The 16,379-nt window shown below is 63.2% G+C and carries 16 protein-coding genes; 5 read left to right on the top strand and 11 right to left on the bottom strand.

What is annotated here, in order from left to right:
- Positions 1–228: 228 nt before the first annotated feature.
- The 3 genes from ABH924_RS17870 to ABH924_RS17880 all read right to left on the bottom strand — a co-directional run bounded on the left by ABH924_RS17870 (position 229) and on the right by ABH924_RS17880 (position 3,757).
- On the bottom strand, positions 229–1,188 hold the full coding sequence (locus ABH924_RS17870; protein WP_404500946.1) for a sce7725 family protein: 960 nt from the start codon (positions 1,186–1,188) through the stop codon (positions 229–231).
- A 55-nt stretch (positions 1,189–1,243) separates the two neighbouring features.
- Positions 1,244–1,996: a sce7726 family protein gene (locus ABH924_RS17875; RefSeq protein WP_404500948.1), complete on the bottom strand. Its 753-nt coding sequence runs from the start codon at positions 1,994–1,996 to the stop codon at positions 1,244–1,246.
- Between the two features lie 1,077 nt (positions 1,997–3,073).
- Positions 3,074–3,757: a tyrosine-type recombinase/integrase gene (locus ABH924_RS17880; protein ID WP_404500950.1), complete on the bottom strand. Its 684-nt coding sequence runs from the start codon at positions 3,755–3,757 to the stop codon at positions 3,074–3,076.
- 962 nt (positions 3,758–4,719) lie between these two features.
- Between ABH924_RS17880 and ABH924_RS17885 the strand changes: the two genes are divergently transcribed.
- Positions 4,720–5,142: a hypothetical protein gene (locus tag ABH924_RS17885; RefSeq protein ID WP_404500952.1), complete on the top strand. Its 423-nt coding sequence runs from the start codon at positions 4,720–4,722 to the stop codon at positions 5,140–5,142.
- 249 nt (positions 5,143–5,391) lie between these two features.
- Here the strand turns inward: ABH924_RS17885 and ABH924_RS17890 are convergent, their stop codons facing one another.
- From ABH924_RS17890 to ssd, 5 genes are all read right to left on the bottom strand, one after another.
- On the bottom strand, positions 5,392–5,637 hold the full coding sequence (locus tag ABH924_RS17890) for a hypothetical protein (RefSeq protein ID WP_404500954.1): 246 nt from the start codon (positions 5,635–5,637) through the stop codon (positions 5,392–5,394).
- Positions 5,638–5,784: 147 nt separating this feature from the next.
- Positions 5,785–6,417, bottom strand: a complete 633-nt coding sequence (locus ABH924_RS17895) for a type II secretion system F family protein (RefSeq protein WP_234748731.1) — start codon at positions 6,415–6,417, stop codon at positions 5,785–5,787.
- Entirely contained in the window at positions 6,417–6,968 is a 552-nt protein-coding gene (locus ABH924_RS17900; RefSeq protein WP_404500956.1) for a type II secretion system F family protein, read from the bottom strand. Before ABH924_RS17900 ends, ABH924_RS17895 begins: the two co-directional genes overlap by 1 nt.
- Before the next feature lie 278 nt (positions 6,969–7,246).
- Positions 7,247–8,500: a TadA family conjugal transfer-associated ATPase gene (locus tag ABH924_RS17905; protein WP_404500958.1), complete on the bottom strand. Its 1,254-nt coding sequence runs from the start codon at positions 8,498–8,500 to the stop codon at positions 7,247–7,249.
- A complete protein-coding gene (ssd, locus tag ABH924_RS17910) occupies positions 8,497–9,516 on the bottom strand; it encodes a septum site-determining protein Ssd (RefSeq protein WP_404500960.1) in 1,020 nt (339 codons plus the stop codon). The genes ABH924_RS17905 and ssd overlap by 4 nt, the downstream gene beginning before the upstream one ends.
- Before the next feature lie 411 nt (positions 9,517–9,927).
- On the opposite strand from ssd, the gene ABH924_RS17915 reads away from it, so the two are divergent.
- From ABH924_RS17915 to ABH924_RS17925, 3 genes are all read left to right on the top strand, one after another.
- Positions 9,928–11,622, top strand: a complete 1,695-nt coding sequence (locus ABH924_RS17915; RefSeq protein WP_404500962.1) for a bifunctional 3'-5' exonuclease/DNA polymerase — start codon at positions 9,928–9,930, stop codon at positions 11,620–11,622.
- Positions 11,623–11,666: 44 nt separating this feature from the next.
- Positions 11,667–12,530, top strand: coding sequence for a CHAD domain-containing protein (locus tag ABH924_RS17920; RefSeq protein ID WP_404500964.1), 864 nt, complete (start codon positions 11,667–11,669; stop codon positions 12,528–12,530).
- Positions 12,531–12,752: 222 nt separating this feature from the next.
- The gene (locus ABH924_RS17925) at positions 12,753–12,953 is read left to right on the top strand and encodes a YegP family protein (RefSeq protein ID WP_404500966.1); all 201 of its coding nucleotides are present in this window, start codon (positions 12,753–12,755) and stop codon (positions 12,951–12,953) included.
- A 41-nt stretch (positions 12,954–12,994) separates the two neighbouring features.
- Here the strand turns inward: ABH924_RS17925 and ABH924_RS17930 are convergent, their stop codons facing one another.
- From ABH924_RS17930 to ABH924_RS17940, 3 genes are read right to left on the bottom strand one after another with little or no spacing between them, the layout of a single operon-like run.
- Positions 12,995–13,675: an NUDIX hydrolase gene (locus tag ABH924_RS17930; protein ID WP_404500968.1), complete on the bottom strand. Its 681-nt coding sequence runs from the start codon at positions 13,673–13,675 to the stop codon at positions 12,995–12,997.
- Complete coding sequence (gene nth / locus ABH924_RS17935) at positions 13,672–14,463, bottom strand: endonuclease III (RefSeq protein WP_404500971.1); 792 nt, start codon at positions 14,461–14,463, stop codon at positions 13,672–13,674. The genes ABH924_RS17930 and nth overlap by 4 nt, the downstream gene beginning before the upstream one ends.
- Positions 14,464–14,474: 11 nt before the next feature.
- The gene (locus tag ABH924_RS17940; RefSeq protein ID WP_404500973.1) at positions 14,475–15,626 is read right to left on the bottom strand and encodes a hypothetical protein; all 1,152 of its coding nucleotides are present in this window, start codon (positions 15,624–15,626) and stop codon (positions 14,475–14,477) included.
- Positions 15,627–16,051: 425 nt separating this feature from the next.
- Between ABH924_RS17940 and ABH924_RS17945 the strand changes: the two genes are divergently transcribed.
- On the top strand, positions 16,052–16,379 hold a 328-nt coding region (locus ABH924_RS17945; RefSeq protein ID WP_404500975.1), incomplete at its 3' end, for an acetyl-coenzyme A synthetase N-terminal domain-containing protein.

Genomic DNA, 16,379 nt, shown 5'->3' on the forward strand with positions numbered 1-16,379 from the left:
ACGCCCTCGAAGAGTGCCGAGGCCGATCAGTGTAAGAGGAGGCTGCGGCCGAACCAGTCCCGGACCCGGCTGCTGACGTCGGCGCCGGACGCCGCGATCTCGCATTAAGCGCACCGCAGGCTTCAATATCGCATATTCTCTGGTTCCTCGACGCAGTGGTCACCCCTTAGCAGAGGGGCGACTGATCGCTATCGTGTCCTTGCTGACGGCGTGCCGAAGTCCCTTCGCCTAGAGAATGGAGTGCACAGTTTCAAGGTGATGAGTGATCTGATGGCGCTTGCTGGTGGCAAGGTTCGTCTCTTTCCGCATCGCATGGAATGCCCTTAACGCACCGATGCCGAAAGTTGCAACGTATTTTCCAGGATTGTGTGCGAGGTCGCTGTCGAGTTTGTCGAGGGCCTCGAGGAATTTACTTCCGATGCTGCCCGCAGAGCGCTGCGTCGTGTTCGAAACGTAGTGATGGACCCAAATATGGTTGGTCGACGGGTTAATGAATGAGAGGTGTATGGCAACGGCGGACGCGAGCCCACCTTTCGAGAGCTTCGGAATTCCTTTGGAGAGCAGAGTGAAATCCGAGAACCCTGCGTGCCCCTTTGTCCGAAAGGTCGAAGCCTCTTCGCTGAAGAGCTCAGCAGGGCCGTAGTCGGCATTGCGTTCCTCAGGGACAAAACTCTCTGTGACTCTCACGCATGCCGACGCGGGAAGCACTGCTTCATATTGGGAGGGATCGCATGCGCGATGCAGGAAGACCAGAGCCTTGCGGGATCCGAGCTCGCTCTGCAAATCGTTAGGATTGATTGAGTCGTGTCGGACAACGATGCCGATGTCTTGAGTCGGGTACTGGGTGAGGAATGCCCTGAGCTCAGAACTCTGCGTGTTGGTAGTCACCATAAACGTCGGGCGAACGACACGAGGGTCAGCGAGATCGGCGCTGAGCCTCAGCATCCATGCCGCGTTGTTTGTTGTACTTGCGAGCTCCTCGTGGCAGGGATTGGTGATCACGAAAACCTTCATGCCGGCCGCTCGAAGTGCGTCCAAAGCAGTTTTTAGGGGCCCCGCATTGGCTTGGAGCGATTCGATGATCGGGAAAACTTTCTGGCCGCCGCCAAGACTCGATGCCAGCGTCCCAGCGACATCCCTCAGTGCGAGCAGTTCCGCTCCGCGGCCGTAGAAGTACGGAAAATACATTTCTCCCCCAAAATTCGTGGATCTCGGCACCCACGAAATCATTATGTCGGAAGAATCACAACCCGGCCAGAGACGACACGGGCTGGTTCAGCCTAGTCAGCAATCGGCCGAAGCCGACCCGAGACAGTTTGCTTGAGTAGGCCAACGCCCGGACACTTTTTGGTAGACGCCGAATTGACGGATTAACTTTGGCAATTGCCATTCCTCGTCTTCGTAGTTCCACCAACACTTCATGCCGGACTACGTTCGGAGGAAGTGCTGCAAAAGCGGTACGCGCCTCGATCCAGCCATCGCCTTCCGTGGGGTCCACCCCGAAGCCGATGGTGCGCTTGAGGATGCCAAGGTACTCCTCACGCCGAAGCATTCGAAACATCAGTCCCGGGTCCAGACGCGTTTCATCGACCGTTGGCTCACGATACGTGCGCATCCGTCCGCGCCGATCTACGCCGATAACGCCATGAGCTGACGGGACGAGGTCAAGTGCGGCCTCGGCCTTGGCCCGTGAGGTCACCACGATGACCTTGTCGAAGCACTTGGCGTAATCAGCGACCTGCTGGGGAAGACGAGAAAATTGGTCCAGATCGGTCTTGATTTCGTAGGCCGTTGATGCCCCGTTGAGAACGACTATGTCGGCAATGGAATCGCCCGCGGCCAGTTCCAGAACAGCCGACGCGGTGTCGGGACTGTGTCGGCCGAACACCATGGTGGATGCGATGGTGTTCTTGTATACATACTCCACCCGGTAGTCGCGCACCAGCTGGGCATATGCCGTCTCGAGAGCCTCTCCAAGCGGGGTGCTGTCGGTCACGCCGTCCACTTCGTGTAAAACTGCGAGCCGCGTTAGTGCTGGCGTCCATTGTGCCTGGGCGAGAGCACGGTATGTGGGCGAGGAGAAGGCGGACGCTACCGCCCTTAGTTGGATGCATTCGCTCAATTTGAGAACACCAGCATGGCAACTCCTTCAGATCTGGTCCATGGATACCATACAGGTTTGCCCGTCATCGCACCCTGATCCTCGCTGCCCAGCAGTTCACACGCACGCGGTCTCTTTCGGTGAAGTCCGTGAGGTGGGCGGAGCTCGGCCTGTTCGGTTTGTCACTGGCGGTGGGCCCGCCAGCGATCAGTCCACGGTGGAGGGGATCACTGCCGTGCCGGAACGGCCTAGAGTCAAGACGCTCGAGAAATGATATCCGTGTCTCGCGTATTTCTGCTCGCTGAGCGCAAGTCATAGCTGTGCATTCGGGGACGAGCTTGCGAGACACTGCCCTGACCGGAACCTTGCGTTTTCTGACCGCGGTCAAGGGCCCTCGCGCGTTCGCCCGGGACCAGCCCGTCGTCGCAACCACCTGTTCCGGCGTTACGCCTTTGGCCTCCTTCGGCGCCCCCGCGTACTCGACGGGGTAACGCGAGCTGAGGTGCCGTTGGCCGCGCACTTTGCGCAGCTCATGCGGCGGTGCGGACAGACGCCACGCGGTCATATGGAATGTGGAGCCCCGCCCGTCACCACGAGTCGATGACCCACACTGCTCAACCAACGCGGGCCGCCCAAGTGAGAGGCAGGAAGACCGCGTCTAGTCGAAACGGGATCGCCACCTTTGCTTCCGGCCCAGCAGCGATGCGTCATAGCAGAACCTCAGGCCAATCACCTGACCGTTTCCGTCCCGCCCGACGATGTCAGCCCCGGATCACGTGCAGGCCGGAAGAAGTCCATAAAAGCCCAGAGCTCCGCCAGAGTCATGCCAACCCTCAGGCTGAGGCTAATGCATAATTCCGCCATGGCCGATGCTCCTTGACTGTTAGGTCCGGACCCCGCTACCCGGCATAGTTTTAGAGCAAAGAGTTGCATTGGCCCCCTCAACTCGCAATACCCGTTGGAGGCCACAAGCTATCGACAGGCCAGGGCTAGCTGGTGGATCGCCCCGCGCAAAAGGTCAGAAGCGCCGAAGAACCTACCTATCCTGTGGATTTCCTCGGCCGATACGAACGCGTCGTAACGAGCATTCGTGGCATTCAGTAGTCCCGGCGTCCCGCGCATAAACTGACAAATGTGAACTGTCCACGAGCGTCGTAGAGCTTGGGCACTGACACCCTCGAGACGCCCTGGATGATCACTTCGTACCGCTGCTCGCCGAAACGCCCGTGTCCAGTGAGAAGGGTGTACGGGGAGGCCTCGATCGGTGAGCCAAAGTGCCCCACTGTCTGGTGCTCCGCCAAGCTCGGCGCGACCTTTCGTGGTGTGCTCTCGGAGGACGTCCAGGACACGCTTGTCTATACACACCGGCCGCGGCCGGTTCCATTTGTAACGATCGAGAAACAGGAGCCCGACGTCTTGCCCATTTTCGATTTTCACGCTCTGAACCTGGCTTACCGTGAGCGACGCTGCTTCACCTAGCCGAATTCCCGTCGTGAATAACAATTCAAACATGGCCGCGTCTTGCGTCCGGGCGGAAGGAGACTGGCCTGATCTGGTGCCGACGGAGGCCGAAAAGCCTGAGCGTTTGATTCGGCGGAATTCTTCGATTGTAAGGATCGTTCGATCTGGGTTCACCAGGTAGCGAGTATTGGGCATTACAATGACCTCCCTCGATCGTTCAGGCGATCGATTCAAGTGGAGGGTGTGGTGATACAGAGATCATACAATCACGGAGTTGGGTAACTGGGCAAACGCCTCTGTCCGCGTGTTCAGGGCAATCTCGGATCTTTTACGAGGGCCCATGCGTCGAGTTGGCGAATAGGCGCGTCCCTAGGCTGGGGACGCCAAAGTTGTGGCGGCGGAGCGCTAGCTCATTGCGCTCATCGGAGCATCCGCATCTGAGCCGCCCGACGGCCCAAGCGGCGGGAGGTGCCCAGAAAGGGCCTACGCGGCGCTTGTCCCCAAGCGGTCCGCTCCGCCTTCGTGACACTCAGCGCAAGCAAATCGACGACATCCACGCCCAAAACGTCTGCAATGTCCCACAGCCGGAATTGTTGCTGGTGGTCGCCAATTTCAGCACCTGAGCAAACAGATCTCCGAAGGCTACGCAGGAACAAGCGCCTCGGGGTTCAGAAGAAGTCGAAGCCGAGCAGGACCTCCGAAAAAGGCGAGACATCGTGGACATCTACGAGAGCGAACTGGCAGGTGAAGTGTCAACGGGACCGGCGAGCGGCCGCATCAACCGCGAGCTCGCGCGCGTTCATGATTCCTTGCCCGCGTACCCGGGAAGCGTAGTTGACGAACGGAGGCGCGACCGAATGCTTGCCCATATGGGACGGACGCTACATCGTGGCCTGCTAACGGACTGCTTCTTCGACCCAGCAACTGCCCTGTGCAGGTCAAGCGACTCAGACGGGTCTCCCGTACTCGAACTGTGCCAGCCGACCAGCTGTGCCAATTCTCGGATCTCGGCCGCCCACCAAGGACGCTTGGCAAGAGCGCGGGCGGGCTGCAAGGGGCCTGGCGTCTCACGTCCTCCTGAGCGAACTCGAGATTGCACAGGTCGAGGACGTCGCCAACACGGCAGACGCAGTGGCTCGTGAACTTGATAGAAACATATGGGCATCGCGATGACAACTGAGCCCACGCCCCAGAAGCGTCAGACAGCTCTCGACTTACTCTTTTCGGCGGCCGGCCACCGATACGGAAGGCCAACAATTACACGACTAGCGAAGATCGCCGGTGTTGTCCCCAAAACCGTTTACGCCTATCCGGATGTCGTTGCTGAGTTCAAACGACGTAGGGAGTTAGCCACCGAGCCTCGGCTCGTCGATTGGGAATCGGAATGTCGGCGCCGTTCGGCAGACTTTCAAATGGAGATCCGCACCAAGAACAAAGAAATAAAGGAAAGACAACGCGAAAGAGATGCCGCCTACCAGCGAATCCACATCCTGGAATTCCGGTTGATTGATGCCGAATCCAAACGAATTGCAGGTGTCAAGAAAATGAACGACGCCCTGAAGGTCTCTGCGATCCATTAGGCATGGCTATCGTCGCTGTCCGAAAGGCTACCAAAGGACTCGCCGACCGCTGGAACCCCATCCTTGGACGCCTTCCGGCTCCCGCCTCGTCTATGAATCCTTTCCTATGCTCAAAACGCCTTACCGCCACCGGTCGGGCGGAGTCCGGACTCCGAGGTACTTGAGCCCCCCACGGACCGTTCGCTCCGGCTCGTTTGCTCGCGTAAGGCGGCAACATGGGTAGACATATACTGTATTCCAGATAACTGTCTACTCGGCCGTTGCCATGCCAAGCTCGGACCCGCTGGGCCGCTTCTTCGACCGTTTCGGAGCGGAAGAATCGTCGCTGGACCGCGCACGGCCTGTTTCAGCATTGGAATGGAGGTGGGTTGGCAGCCGACCAGTCCTGCTTACCGACGAGCCCGGGAACAGTTCGAGGACCTCGGCCTCCCGCCGAGGAGGAGCTGCCTGGGCGAGGGCCAGTGCGGTATGGGCGGGGTCGACGGTTGTGTTCATTTCAGTTCCTTTCTTCGCGCCGGCGTGGCTACCGGCTGTACTTCGACTCTTCCGTCGGTATCGAGGCTTCGAAAGTCCCCAAGTCTCCTAAGTGGAAAACTCGCTTCTGATCGTTTGTGTGGAGGGAAACTCGGGCGGGCCTGCCGGCTATCCCCCGGACGGAAGCATTGCCAACAGCACCGGGACGACACCGAGACAGATGAAGGCAGGCAAGGAACACAGACCCAGCGGAATCACGAGTTTCACTCCGAGCGCGGCAGCGCGCTTCTCTGCCATCCTGAACTGTTCACGCCGCAGGCGTGCTGCCTGGGCATAAAGGATGGCCGAGGATGGCGCTCCGGTCAGGGCAGCGAAGGCGAGCGCATCCTTGAGCCTGCGCGCTTCAATGCACTTCTGGCCCGAACTCCGCCATGCCGTCTCCCAGTCCGTTCCGATGTCGAGGGCTGCAACCACCGTTCGCAGGGAACGGCTGAGCTGCGGGGACGCGCATCCGGCGATCAACTCAAGGGACCTTCCGAGCCCCGCCCCTGACTCGAGCATGGCAGCCACCAACTCAAGGATCATGGGCACATTGCGTAGGCCTTCTTGCCGCTCCGGATTCGGGAGAGCGTCTACGGCCCCGTCCCTGCGAGCGTTCTTCAGCGGGCCGTTGCTCCCGGGCGAGCCGCGAAGCATCCGCAAGGCTGTGCGCCGCCGGGTTCTTCCCTGATACGCCAGCCCGAGAATTGCCGCGAAGATCAACGCCAGGGACACCCCGATGGCAGGGAAGGTCGGGCCCATCAGTCAACGCCCACCGCGGCCCGCACCAATCGAGATGACCAGATTCTGCCGATGACGGTCAGGACGCAGCCAGCCGCGAGCGCTGCCAATCCGACTCCGTTGGCCAGCAGGACCTCCAGCGGGTCCACGCCAAGCATCATGCCCAGCCCCAGGCCGAACACCGGTAGCCAGGTCAGAAGGCGCACAGTGGCTTTCGGGCCGGCCAAGGCAGTTTGCCGCGCATCACCGGCGTCGTCCTCGGCGTCAAGTTGGGCGGCGAATCGGCTCAGCACGTCGGCTAACGGACAACCACTCGCCTCCGCAACGTCCAGGCAGGCGGCAAGTTCTCTCCAGATTCGGCGTTCCACGGAATTCCCGCCCTGAAGATCGTTCGCTGACGACGTTCTGATGGCTTCGGCGACCGATGTCCCCATCATCGAGGCCGCCTGGGCTGCTGCGAGAACTTGAAGAGACCCAGATGATAGCTTGCGCAATCCCGGGTCCTTTCCTCGGGCCTTGAGGACCTCCGAGTCGCCCGGACCAATGCGGTGATCCTTCGCTTCATGCACCATCCAGAGTTCCTCCCACAGCCTCGACGTCGAACGGCCACCCCGGAGGAGAGCGGCCAACTGCTGTACGAGTACGGTGAGCGGCAATGCGTCCGCGCGAGAGCGTCTCCGCGGCATGCGCGCCATGGCCCCAGCCCCAGCCACGGGCCCAGCCACGGGCCCAGGCCCGGGCCGAGTCGAGGGAGCACCAGACAGAGCGCGCACTACCCGTTTGCCAAGTCGCCGGGACGGTTGGAAGATCCCCCACGCAGCGGCCGCCAGGACGAGAATGAGGAATCCACTCACGCAACCGCCCCATGGTGATCCGCTCGGGAAAACAGTCCCAGGGGCCCAGGAAGGAGCCCAGGATCCAGCTCAAGGCGCGCTGCGAGGTCACTCCACGCGGGGCCGGCAACGGCGGCACCCGCCCGCAGTTCGACAGCGGGCACGATCGATTGGGCAGACGCGTCCTCCGCCAACAATCCAATGCAGGACACTCTCCTTCCGGCAGGCGTCCGTTCGACGTGGACCACTGCATCCAATGCCGTTGAAAGCTGCAGTTGAACCGCTTCCCGGCTCAAGCCTGCGAGGGCGCCCAAGGCCAGGAGCCTCGCCGGGACTGCGGAGGCGGTGTTGGCATGGATTGTTCCGCCGCCACCTGCATGGCCGGTATTGAGTGCCGTCAACAGCTCACGGACTTCGGCACCGCGGCACTCGCCCACGATCAACCGGTCCGGCCGCATGCGCAGCGCCTGCCGAACGAGTTCGCCAAGGTCGAGTGCGCCACCGCCTTCAAGGTTCCCGTGCCTGGACTCAAGGGAAACCACGTGCGGGTGCACCGGGTTCAGCTCCGAAGCGTCTTCAATCAGGACGAGCCGATCGCGCGGGCTACTCAAGCCGAGCATCGTGGACAGCAATGTGGTCTTCCCGGAACCGGTGGCCCCACTGATCAGGAAGCTCAGCCTGCAGTCAACCATGGCCTGCAGCACCTGCTGGACGGGCGCCCCGAACATGCCTCCCGCACGCAACTCGTCCATCGAGAAAACCTCCTCGCGCCGAATCCGCACGGACAACAAGGTTCCGGCGGTGGAAATCGGAGGCAGTACTGCGTGCACCCGGTATCCGCCGTCGAGACGGACATCGACGCACGGCGAACCGTCGTCCAGGCGACGCCCACCCGCCGCCACAAGGCGGGAGGCCAAGGCACGGATCTGAGGTTCGCCGTCGAAATGCACCCGTGCCCGTTCCAGCCCGTTGCCGCGGTCGAACCACACCGAGTCCGGGCCATTCACGAAAATGTCCGTCACGGAGGCATCGCGTGCAAGCTCTTGGAGAGGTCCAAGTCCGCTCAGTTCTGCGCTGATCGATTCGACGGCGGCGAGCGCCCCAACGGTTCCGAGGAGTCTGCCCGTGGCGTGGACGGCCGCTGCCACGCGCGACGGAGTGACCGGTCCGGCGTCGGCCATGACGGTTTCCCGCACGGCTTCAAGGAGCGCGGCGTCCAAAAGCCGGGTATTGCGTCGGCGCTCGCCGCTTGGGAATGCTGAGGCGCTCATACTGCGCCGTCGTCGAGTAGTTGAAGGACGGATTCCGCAAAACGACGCACGGCCTTGCGCTTGCCGAATTCCAGAAGGCGTCCGAGTTCAGCCGCCGCGGCAGTACCGCGGAGTTCGGGGAGCACGCAGTGAAGGGGCAGTCCCAGCGATTCGGCGATGAGCGGTCCGTCCAGGGCCGCACCGGCATTCCCCCGGATCACCAGGGCTGTGTCCACGGGCGGCAGCTCCTGGAGAAGCCGGGCCGTAGCGACTGCTGCGCGGAGTTGGGCCGGTGCCACAAGAAGGATCCTGTCGCAGTCCCAGGCGAAGCTGCCAAGCGATTCTGTTCCGCGGCCGATATCGACAATGATCAGCTCAAATCCCCGCCGCGCCGCATCAAGGACAGCCGCGACGGCCCCGGGCTCCACGTCCGGGGAACGGTCGCGACTGCCCGGCCAAGACAAGAAGGAGAATCCTCCGGCTACGGGAAGTGAGTCGCTGAGCTGCCCGGTGCCGATGCTGCCGCTGGCACCCGCAAGATCGGGCCAGCGCAGCCCTGGCGCATCTTCAGCGGCCAGGCAAAGCTCAAGACCCCCTCCCCGGGAATCCCCATCAACCAGCAGTGTCCGGACTCCGTGGACGGCCGCTTCCTGGGCCAGCCAGACCGCAGCCGTGGACGCGCCAGCACCGCCGCATCCTCCCGTCACGCCGACCAGCAATCCTCCGGGGTCCGGATCGCGGGACCTACCGAGGTGCTCAGCCAGCCAGGCTGCAGCTTCCGGCAATACAGCCACGCGTTCGGCCCCCAGCGCCGCTCCCAATTGCCACAAAGAGTCCCCTTCACCGCTGAGGCCCAGCAAGACGGAAGGTGCACGACGACGGGGCGGAAGGTCGCGGACATCGCTGCCAAGAAGCACTATCCCTGCGGTGTCCCACATGGGCAAGGCAGCGGATGAATCGACGACTGTCCGGAGACCGACACCGACAGCGGCCGCGATCCTTTCTGCTTCGGCTTGTAACCTGACGTTTCCTGTCACCAAAAGGACTTCCCCGGAACTTGGAGGAAGCCAGGGCTCTCCGGACACCGGGTCTGGCTCCGGTCCGGACCGTGGACCGGACCTTCCGGGCCGTGGACCGGGCCTTCCGGGCCGAGGGCGGCCACGTTGAAGCGCCGTCGAGCCGCCCGCGCCATTGGGGCCGACCCCGCTTGCACCGCTGTTGTGGATCCGCTCGAGATGTTGCCCGCTCATGAAGCCACTCTCTTCGTTTCGCCACGATCGTTGAAGGCCCGTATCGGCGTATGTGGAAAAGCAACCACAACAACCCCTGTGGGGGACGAGTCCGCGTTCCGGACGGAAGCACCCCGGACGGAAGCGCCAGAAGCATCGCGGACGGCAGCTGTCCGCAAAGTGCAAGGTTCCACGGATTCACAGGGCAGAATTGTCAGCATGTACCTGCTGCTCGCCGCCCATCCAGACGGCGCAGCTATTCAGGAAAGCGATGCTGCCGGAGTAGCCGTGGCGGAGCCGCGCCTCGTACGAAAGGCCGAGCTGGCCGGCGTCGTAAGCGTGTTGGAGAAGAGTCGTCCGCGCTGGGTCTGGAACCGGACGCAGGATTGGTACCCGGCGATGCTCCAGGCCGGGGTGGAACTGGAGCGTTGCCATGACCTCACGCTCTGCCGCGCCATCCTGGTCCATTCCGAGTTCACGGCCCACACGGACTATGCCCGCAGCGCGGAAAAGCTCACGCAAGACGACGCAATGCCGGTTCCGCCGCGGGTCCTCCAGCCTCCCCCGCCGCCCGCCGAGCAGGACGCGCTTTTCGACGACCTGGTCCCGCGCAGCACCCAGCCAAGCCTGAACGAGATCCGGGCCGAGTTCGCGGCCCAGCAACACGCGCTCGGCCAGGCCTCCAGGGAAGAAGGCCGGCAGCACCGCCTGAAACTGCTGCTCGCTGCGGAATCCGCCGGTGCCATGATCGCCGCCGAAATGCAGTTCACGGGCGTGCCGTGGCAGGAGACGTTGCACGAAGAAATCCTGGAAGGCCACCTGGGTCCCCGGCCTCCCGCCGGCCACCGGCCTGCCAGGCTGGAGGCTCTCTGCAACGAGCTTCGCGGGATTCTCCAGTCTCCGAAACTGAATCCGGATTCACCCCAGGACCTCATGCGTGCCCTGCACCGGAACGGGATCGAAGTAAAAACCACCCGCCAGTGGGAACTCAAGGAATCCAAGCATCCGGCCATCGAGCCACTACTGGAGTACAAGAAGCTCTCCCGCTTGTTCGCCGCCAACGGCTGGTCGTGGCTGGACGCGTGGGTCAGCGAAGGGCGTTTCCGTCCCGAGTACGTGGTGGGGGGCGTGGTTTCCGGCCGTTGGGCGTCCAGGGGCGGCGGGGCGTTGCAGATCCCCCGCCAGATCCGCGGCGCGGTGCATGCCGACCCGGGGCACAAATTGATCGTCGCAGACGCCTCCCAGCTCGAGCCCCGGGTTCTGGTGGCGCTGGCGCAGGACTCGAAGATGGCCGAGGCTGCGCGCGACAAGGACTTGTACGCCGGCATCGCCGCACAGGGCTTCGGTGGCGACCGTTCGAAGGCCAAGATCGCCCTGCTCGGCGCAATTTACGGTGCCACCACGGGCGAATCCGGGCGCCTTATGCCTCAGCTGACCCGCACTTATCCCCGGGCGGTCGGCTACGTCGAACAGGCAGCCCGCGACGGCGAAGGCGGCCGCACCGTGACCTCGAGGTTGGGCCGCAGCAGCCCACCGCCGTCGGAACGCTGGATCCGCAGCCAGCAATCCACGACGGCGGAAGAACAGCGGCGCGCGGACAGCATCGCCCGCTCGCGGGGCCGTTTCACGCGGAACTTTGTGGTGCAAGGTTCCGCTGCGGACTGGGCGTCGTGCTGGCTTGCCGAACTTCGACGGCGGCTGCGCACCGCGCGAGCCGACGGCCTGCCTGCGGGAGAACTCGTGTTCTTCCTGCACGACGAAGTCATGGTCCACGCGCCTACCGAGTCGGTAGAAGCGTGCATCAACGCCATCGAAGAGGCCGCGGCCGCCGCCAAGGAACTGTTGTTCGGGCGGGTTCCGGTGGAATTTCCGGTGAGCGTCGCCGTCGTCGACTCCTACGACAAAGCGAAGTAAGGGGCGCTATTGCCCCGGGCGCAACAGCAGAGGACGATTGCCCCGTGGGAAACAAAGGCCAGGCACCACTGGCTGCATACATTGCCTTCCAACTGACAGAGTTGGAGGGACAATTGCCGCTGATCGCAGCGGCAGATCCGGAAGCCGTACACAACGCCAGGCTTGCGCTTCGTCGGCTCCGTTCAGTGCTCAGCTGCTATCGCGGCATGATCCCGAAACTCCCACGGCCGGCCCGCGAGGAAGTCAGTTGGCTCGCAACTTCACTCGGCGAGTCGAGGGATGCCTACGTCCTGGCGCAGAGGATCCGGCTATCCCTCGACACAAAGGATTCCTGGAAAAGCCCCGAAGCCGTGCGCCTGGCCGTGGAGGAACTGGAAGCGTCCAGCGCCCGGCTGGCTGCTGACCTTGGCGGGCACAAGCGCAGCAAACACACGGTGCGGGCTGCAAGAGCCGCGCTATTGGAAGTGCCCGCCGCAAGGGAATACAAGCACCCGACGGCGGACCTTGCCGAGCGTCTCCAGGCGCGGTGGGAGCGGTTGCAGCACAGCCTCGCGGAGCAGGCGGGCAGCAGCGACCCGGAGGTGCGCAACGCTGCGCTCCACCAGGCACGCAAAGACGTCAAGTGCCTCCGCTACTCAGTGGAGGCAGTCGCGGATGCCTTCAGCCATCACGCTTCCGGGGTGATCCAGCCGGCGATCGGCCTGCAGCGTTTGTTGGGCGAGCAACATGACGCCGTCGTGGCCGGCGAATGGATCAAGGAACTGGCGAAAAACCCCGGCATTGACGCGGAAGATGCCCAGAGGCTGGAATCGATGGAGGTCCGGCGGCGACTCAACGCGGAGGAAGAGTTCCGGACGGCGATCGCCGAATACCCGGTGCCGGCGCCGAGGCGCGCACTGATCTTTTGAAGTCCGGAACCATAGCCCCCAACCGGGCCGAATGCGAGTCATAAGGCGGAAACGAACCTGGCATGACTCAGGCAAGTAATGTACCCCAAAGTAACTTCAGCCCTCCCGGTTCTTCTCGATAGTCTCGGGTTATGGCTTCCGAAGTGAGGAATGCCACAGTGCAAGGACGCACGAACTGTGCGAGTCGGTATGCGAGGCAGTATCCAAGGGGGAACAGCAACGATGGCTGGACGATTCGAAATTCTCAAAGACGGCGAAGATGGTTACCGGTTTCGGCTGACGACTGCCGATGGAACCCTGGTGGCGGAATCGCCGCGGTTCAAACACCTGAAGGCCGTGGCGGCCGGCATCACCGCCGTGCGGGAAAATGCCGCCACGGGCATCGTGGTGGATCACTCAAAAACAACCCCGCACGCAGCGTAGCGGGAGGGCGCAGCAGCCGGCGACGCGCCTATAGCGCGAGGCTAAATCTCTATTTCGAGCACGCGCTCCGTGTCCCACGGAACAGTCCACCCCAAAGCGTCGAACAGGCCGCTGAGCACCATCCCGGTGAAACCCCAGACCACTAGTCCGTTGACTTGGAAGACCGGGCTTGAGAACGTCCGGCCGAGCCGCGTGAGCGTCCCGGTGTATCGGTTGTCGGGATCCAAGAGGTCACGCACCGGAACACGGAACACTTGCGCGGACTCGGCGTAGTCCACCACCATCACTGGCGACGGTGACGCCCACCACGCCAACACCGGTGTGACCACAAAATTGCTGCGGATCAGGCCGAGCTCCGGCATGACACCCAGCACCTGCACGCCACCGCTGTCCAGGCCGGTCTCCTCCACCGCTTCCCTGAGGGCCGCCGCTACTGCTGACTCATCCCCGGGATCGATACTGCCGCCGGGGAACGCCACCTGTCCCGGATGGTCGTCCAGGGTGTGGGCGCGTTCGAGGAGCAACACGTCCAAATCAGCCGGGGCCACCGGTTTCCCGGATTGGGCGGGGACGTCGTCCAAGATGCCGAAGAGCATGAGCACGGCCGCTTTTCGCGCCTTGTCCGGATCTACGGTTGCAGCGGCAATCCGCGGATCAGGGCCGGGGTGCAGCCCGGAATCAATCCTTGTGATGAGACTGACGAGATCCTCGAGCGCGGTCATGCCGGTCTCCTTTGTGATTCCATCCGAATCTCGGCCGCGCGATGGGTTTCGGCAAGCAGCTTTGCGAGAAGCGCTTCGTTGCCCGGCGCCAGTTCGTATTTGAGCAACTTGGCCGCTTTGACGGGATCCTTTTCGCCTTCGCCATAGCTCGGGCACCAGTTGGCCACCGCACATGCTCCACACGCCGGCCGGCGCGAATGGCAAACTCTGCGTCCGTGGAAAACCACGCGGTGGGACAGCATGGTCCAGTCCTTGGGCTCGAACAGCTCGGCGACGTCGAACTCGATCTTCACCGGGTCCTCGGACGACGTCCAGCCAAACCTGCGCGCCAGCCTGCCAAAATGCGTGTCCACAGTGATTCCCGGGACGCCGAACGCGTTGCCCAGCACCACATTTGCCGTTTTACGCCCGACGCCGGGAAGCGTCACCAGATCTTCCAGCCGGCCGGGAACCTCGCCGTCGAACTCGTCCACCAGGCGCGTGCTCAACGCCAGGACGTTCTTCGCCTTCGCACGGAAGAAACCGGTGGGCTGCAGGATCGTCTCCACCTCGGCAATCTCTGCCTCGGCCATGCTCCTGGCATCCGGATAGCGTGCGAACAGGATCTTGGTGACCTGGTTGACCAGCACATCTGTGGTCTGGGCGGACAGCACCGTGGCCACTACCAGCTCGAACGGGTTCCGGAAATCAAGCTCAGCGTGGGCGTAGGGATAGAGCTCAGCAAGCGCCTTGTTGATTTTGCGCGCACGCCGCTTCAGAGCCAGCGGGGTTTCGACGACGGTGTCCACAGCCGGCCTGGTCAGCCGCGTTCGATGTGGCTGAGATCGCGCAGGACGCCCACCTTGCCGTCAGTATCCTGCACGAGGAATTCCTCGCCGCGGTCTTCGAGGGCCAGGACCCACGCGCCCGGTTCGATGGTGAAGGCGGGCATTCCTGTGTGCTCGTCGACAACGACGCGGGGATGGGCCACGGCGAACCAGAATGCCTCGTACCCCGACTGGTGGTCGGATTCGTCCTTTCGCGTGGCCGGATCCACGGTGGCGCCGATGGGCTCGTACATCCGGGGCTGATCGACCGTGCCGATGTGCTGGGTGGCGGCCCCGGCCACCATATCCGGGCCGCCGACGATCGGCGTAGCCATGGTGGCAGTAGGCAGGTGCTTGGGCTCCTCGGGCGTAGGCGTGTGCGCATGCGCGTCCCGGACACCGCCTGCTGCTGGATCCTCTGCCGACTCGGCAGGTACGACGGCGGCGGGCCCGGCGGGAGCGACGACGGCGGGTGCGGGTTCGGGGGCTTCCCCGGCTGGCGCTGGGGCATCGGCCTCTACGGGTGCCGGGCTGGCAGGCGCCGGCATAGGCTTCGCTGGCTTCGGCACCGCAGGCTTGCGCGTTGGAATGGCCGATTCACGGGCCACAACGTGAGCGGGCTGTTCGGCCCGGTCCTTGAAATCGTCCCGGAGAAGCGGCAAGTGGGGAGCCAGGACCGTCGCGGCCAGAAGACCTATCGCGCCAATGAGACCGACGAGCACGAAAACGGTAAACGCGCCTGCTGCGGACAGGAAGAACAGGGTCAAGGCGAACGACGCCACAACGGAAGCGAACTGGTCAGTCGAGAGGGAACCGATTCTCACAATGTTCCCCGGCTGCAGGCGACGGGCAACGAACAAAGCGGCAACTACGAGGGGAAGAATGATGCCCAGTGCCAGGAAGAAAAGGTTGTCAAGGTTCCACAGGTTGTAGCGCCCGCCAAACATCGGCAGGAGGGACCCCACAAACATCAGCAAGGTGGAGCCGAAAACGGTCAGGTCCCGGATAGTGAACGGACCCAGCACGGCCTGGTACTTCGGGGAGGTCACGCTGCCGGGCTCTGGCGCCCCGGATCCAGCTGCTGCTTCGGGGGCCGATCCGGGCGCGAGTGCACCGTATTTCGGACCTTGGCTCGTCTGGTTCATGTGCAAATCTCCTTTGTACGGCGGTGCCCGGTACGCTGCCGCCCAAGGCTGCACTCCGTGTTTTCGGGCCAGGTCAGGCGGCAAGTTTTCGCGTCTCGAGACGTTCTCAGCCTATGCCACGCGTCTGACAGTCCACTAGTTGGCGCGGGCGCGGACGCCGGGATACCGCACCGTAATATTCCCCGCGTCGGGAGCCAGCCCGGGAGCCTTCGGCGCCGTTCGGCGCGAATCACCGGCCGCTCACGGTCCAGATTGTGACCGCAGACACTTGTTGTCGGCTCAAAACGCTAAGGTGGGTTCCGGAAAAGCTCTTTGCGGAATCCCGTGAGGCGCCGCAGCCCAACGCCGTGCACGATCGGCTCGGTTGGGGCGGCCCCGCTCACGGGACACCCGCGCGGCAGAGATCGATGAATGATGAGGTTCACATGTCCCAGGACGCCAATGGATCGACGACCACCGCTGCAACCGGATCCGACGGGGTAGGCAACGGTGATGCCCTCGAAAATCTTCTCCATGAGAACCGGAAGTTCGCGCCGACCCCGGAGTTCGCCGCGAACGCGGTCGTCGGCGCCGGCGTCTACAAGGAAGCTGATGCGGACCGTCCGGCGTTCTGGGCCAGGCAGGCCCGGGAACTGCTGGACTGGGACACGGACTTCGACCAGGCCCTGGACTGGTCCGAGCCGCCGTTCGCGAAGTGGTTCGTCGGCGGGCGGGTCAACGCCGCGTACAACGCCCTGGACCGGCACGTCGAGA

This window comes from Arthrobacter sp. GAS37, from assembly GCF_044908325.1.
GTDB classification, from domain to species: Bacteria; Actinomycetota; Actinomycetes; order Actinomycetales; family Micrococcaceae; genus Arthrobacter; species Arthrobacter ramosus.

Bases quoted from the DNA above. Each gene is read 5' to 3' on its own strand.
- ABH924_RS17870 (WP_404500946.1), bottom strand. From the start codon at position 1,188: ATGTATTTTCCGTACTTCTACGGCCGCGGAGCGGAACTGCTCGCACTG.
- ABH924_RS17880 (WP_404500950.1), bottom strand. From the start codon at position 3,757: ATGCCCAATACTCGCTACCTGGTGAACCCAGATCGAACGATCCTTACA.
- ABH924_RS17885 (WP_404500952.1), top strand. From the start codon at position 4,720: ATGGGCATCGCGATGACAACTGAGCCCACGCCCCAGAAGCGTCAGACA.
- ABH924_RS17890 (WP_404500954.1), bottom strand. From the start codon at position 5,637: ATGAACACAACCGTCGACCCCGCCCATACCGCACTGGCCCTCGCCCAG.
- ABH924_RS17895 (WP_234748731.1), bottom strand. From the start codon at position 6,417: ATGGGCCCGACCTTCCCTGCCATCGGGGTGTCCCTGGCGTTGATCTTC.
- ABH924_RS17900 (WP_404500956.1), bottom strand. From the start codon at position 6,968: ATGGTGCATGAAGCGAAGGATCACCGCATTGGTCCGGGCGACTCGGAG.
- ABH924_RS17905 (WP_404500958.1), bottom strand. From the start codon at position 8,500: ATGAGCGCCTCAGCATTCCCAAGCGGCGAGCGCCGACGCAATACCCGG.
- ABH924_RS17915 (WP_404500962.1), top strand. From the start codon at position 9,928: ATGTACCTGCTGCTCGCCGCCCATCCAGACGGCGCAGCTATTCAGGAA.
- ABH924_RS17925 (WP_404500966.1), top strand. From the start codon at position 12,753: ATGGCTGGACGATTCGAAATTCTCAAAGACGGCGAAGATGGTTACCGG.
- ABH924_RS17930 (WP_404500968.1), bottom strand. From the start codon at position 13,675: ATGACCGCGCTCGAGGATCTCGTCAGTCTCATCACAAGGATTGATTCC.
- ABH924_RS17940 (WP_404500973.1), bottom strand. From the start codon at position 15,626: ATGAACCAGACGAGCCAAGGTCCGAAATACGGTGCACTCGCGCCCGGA.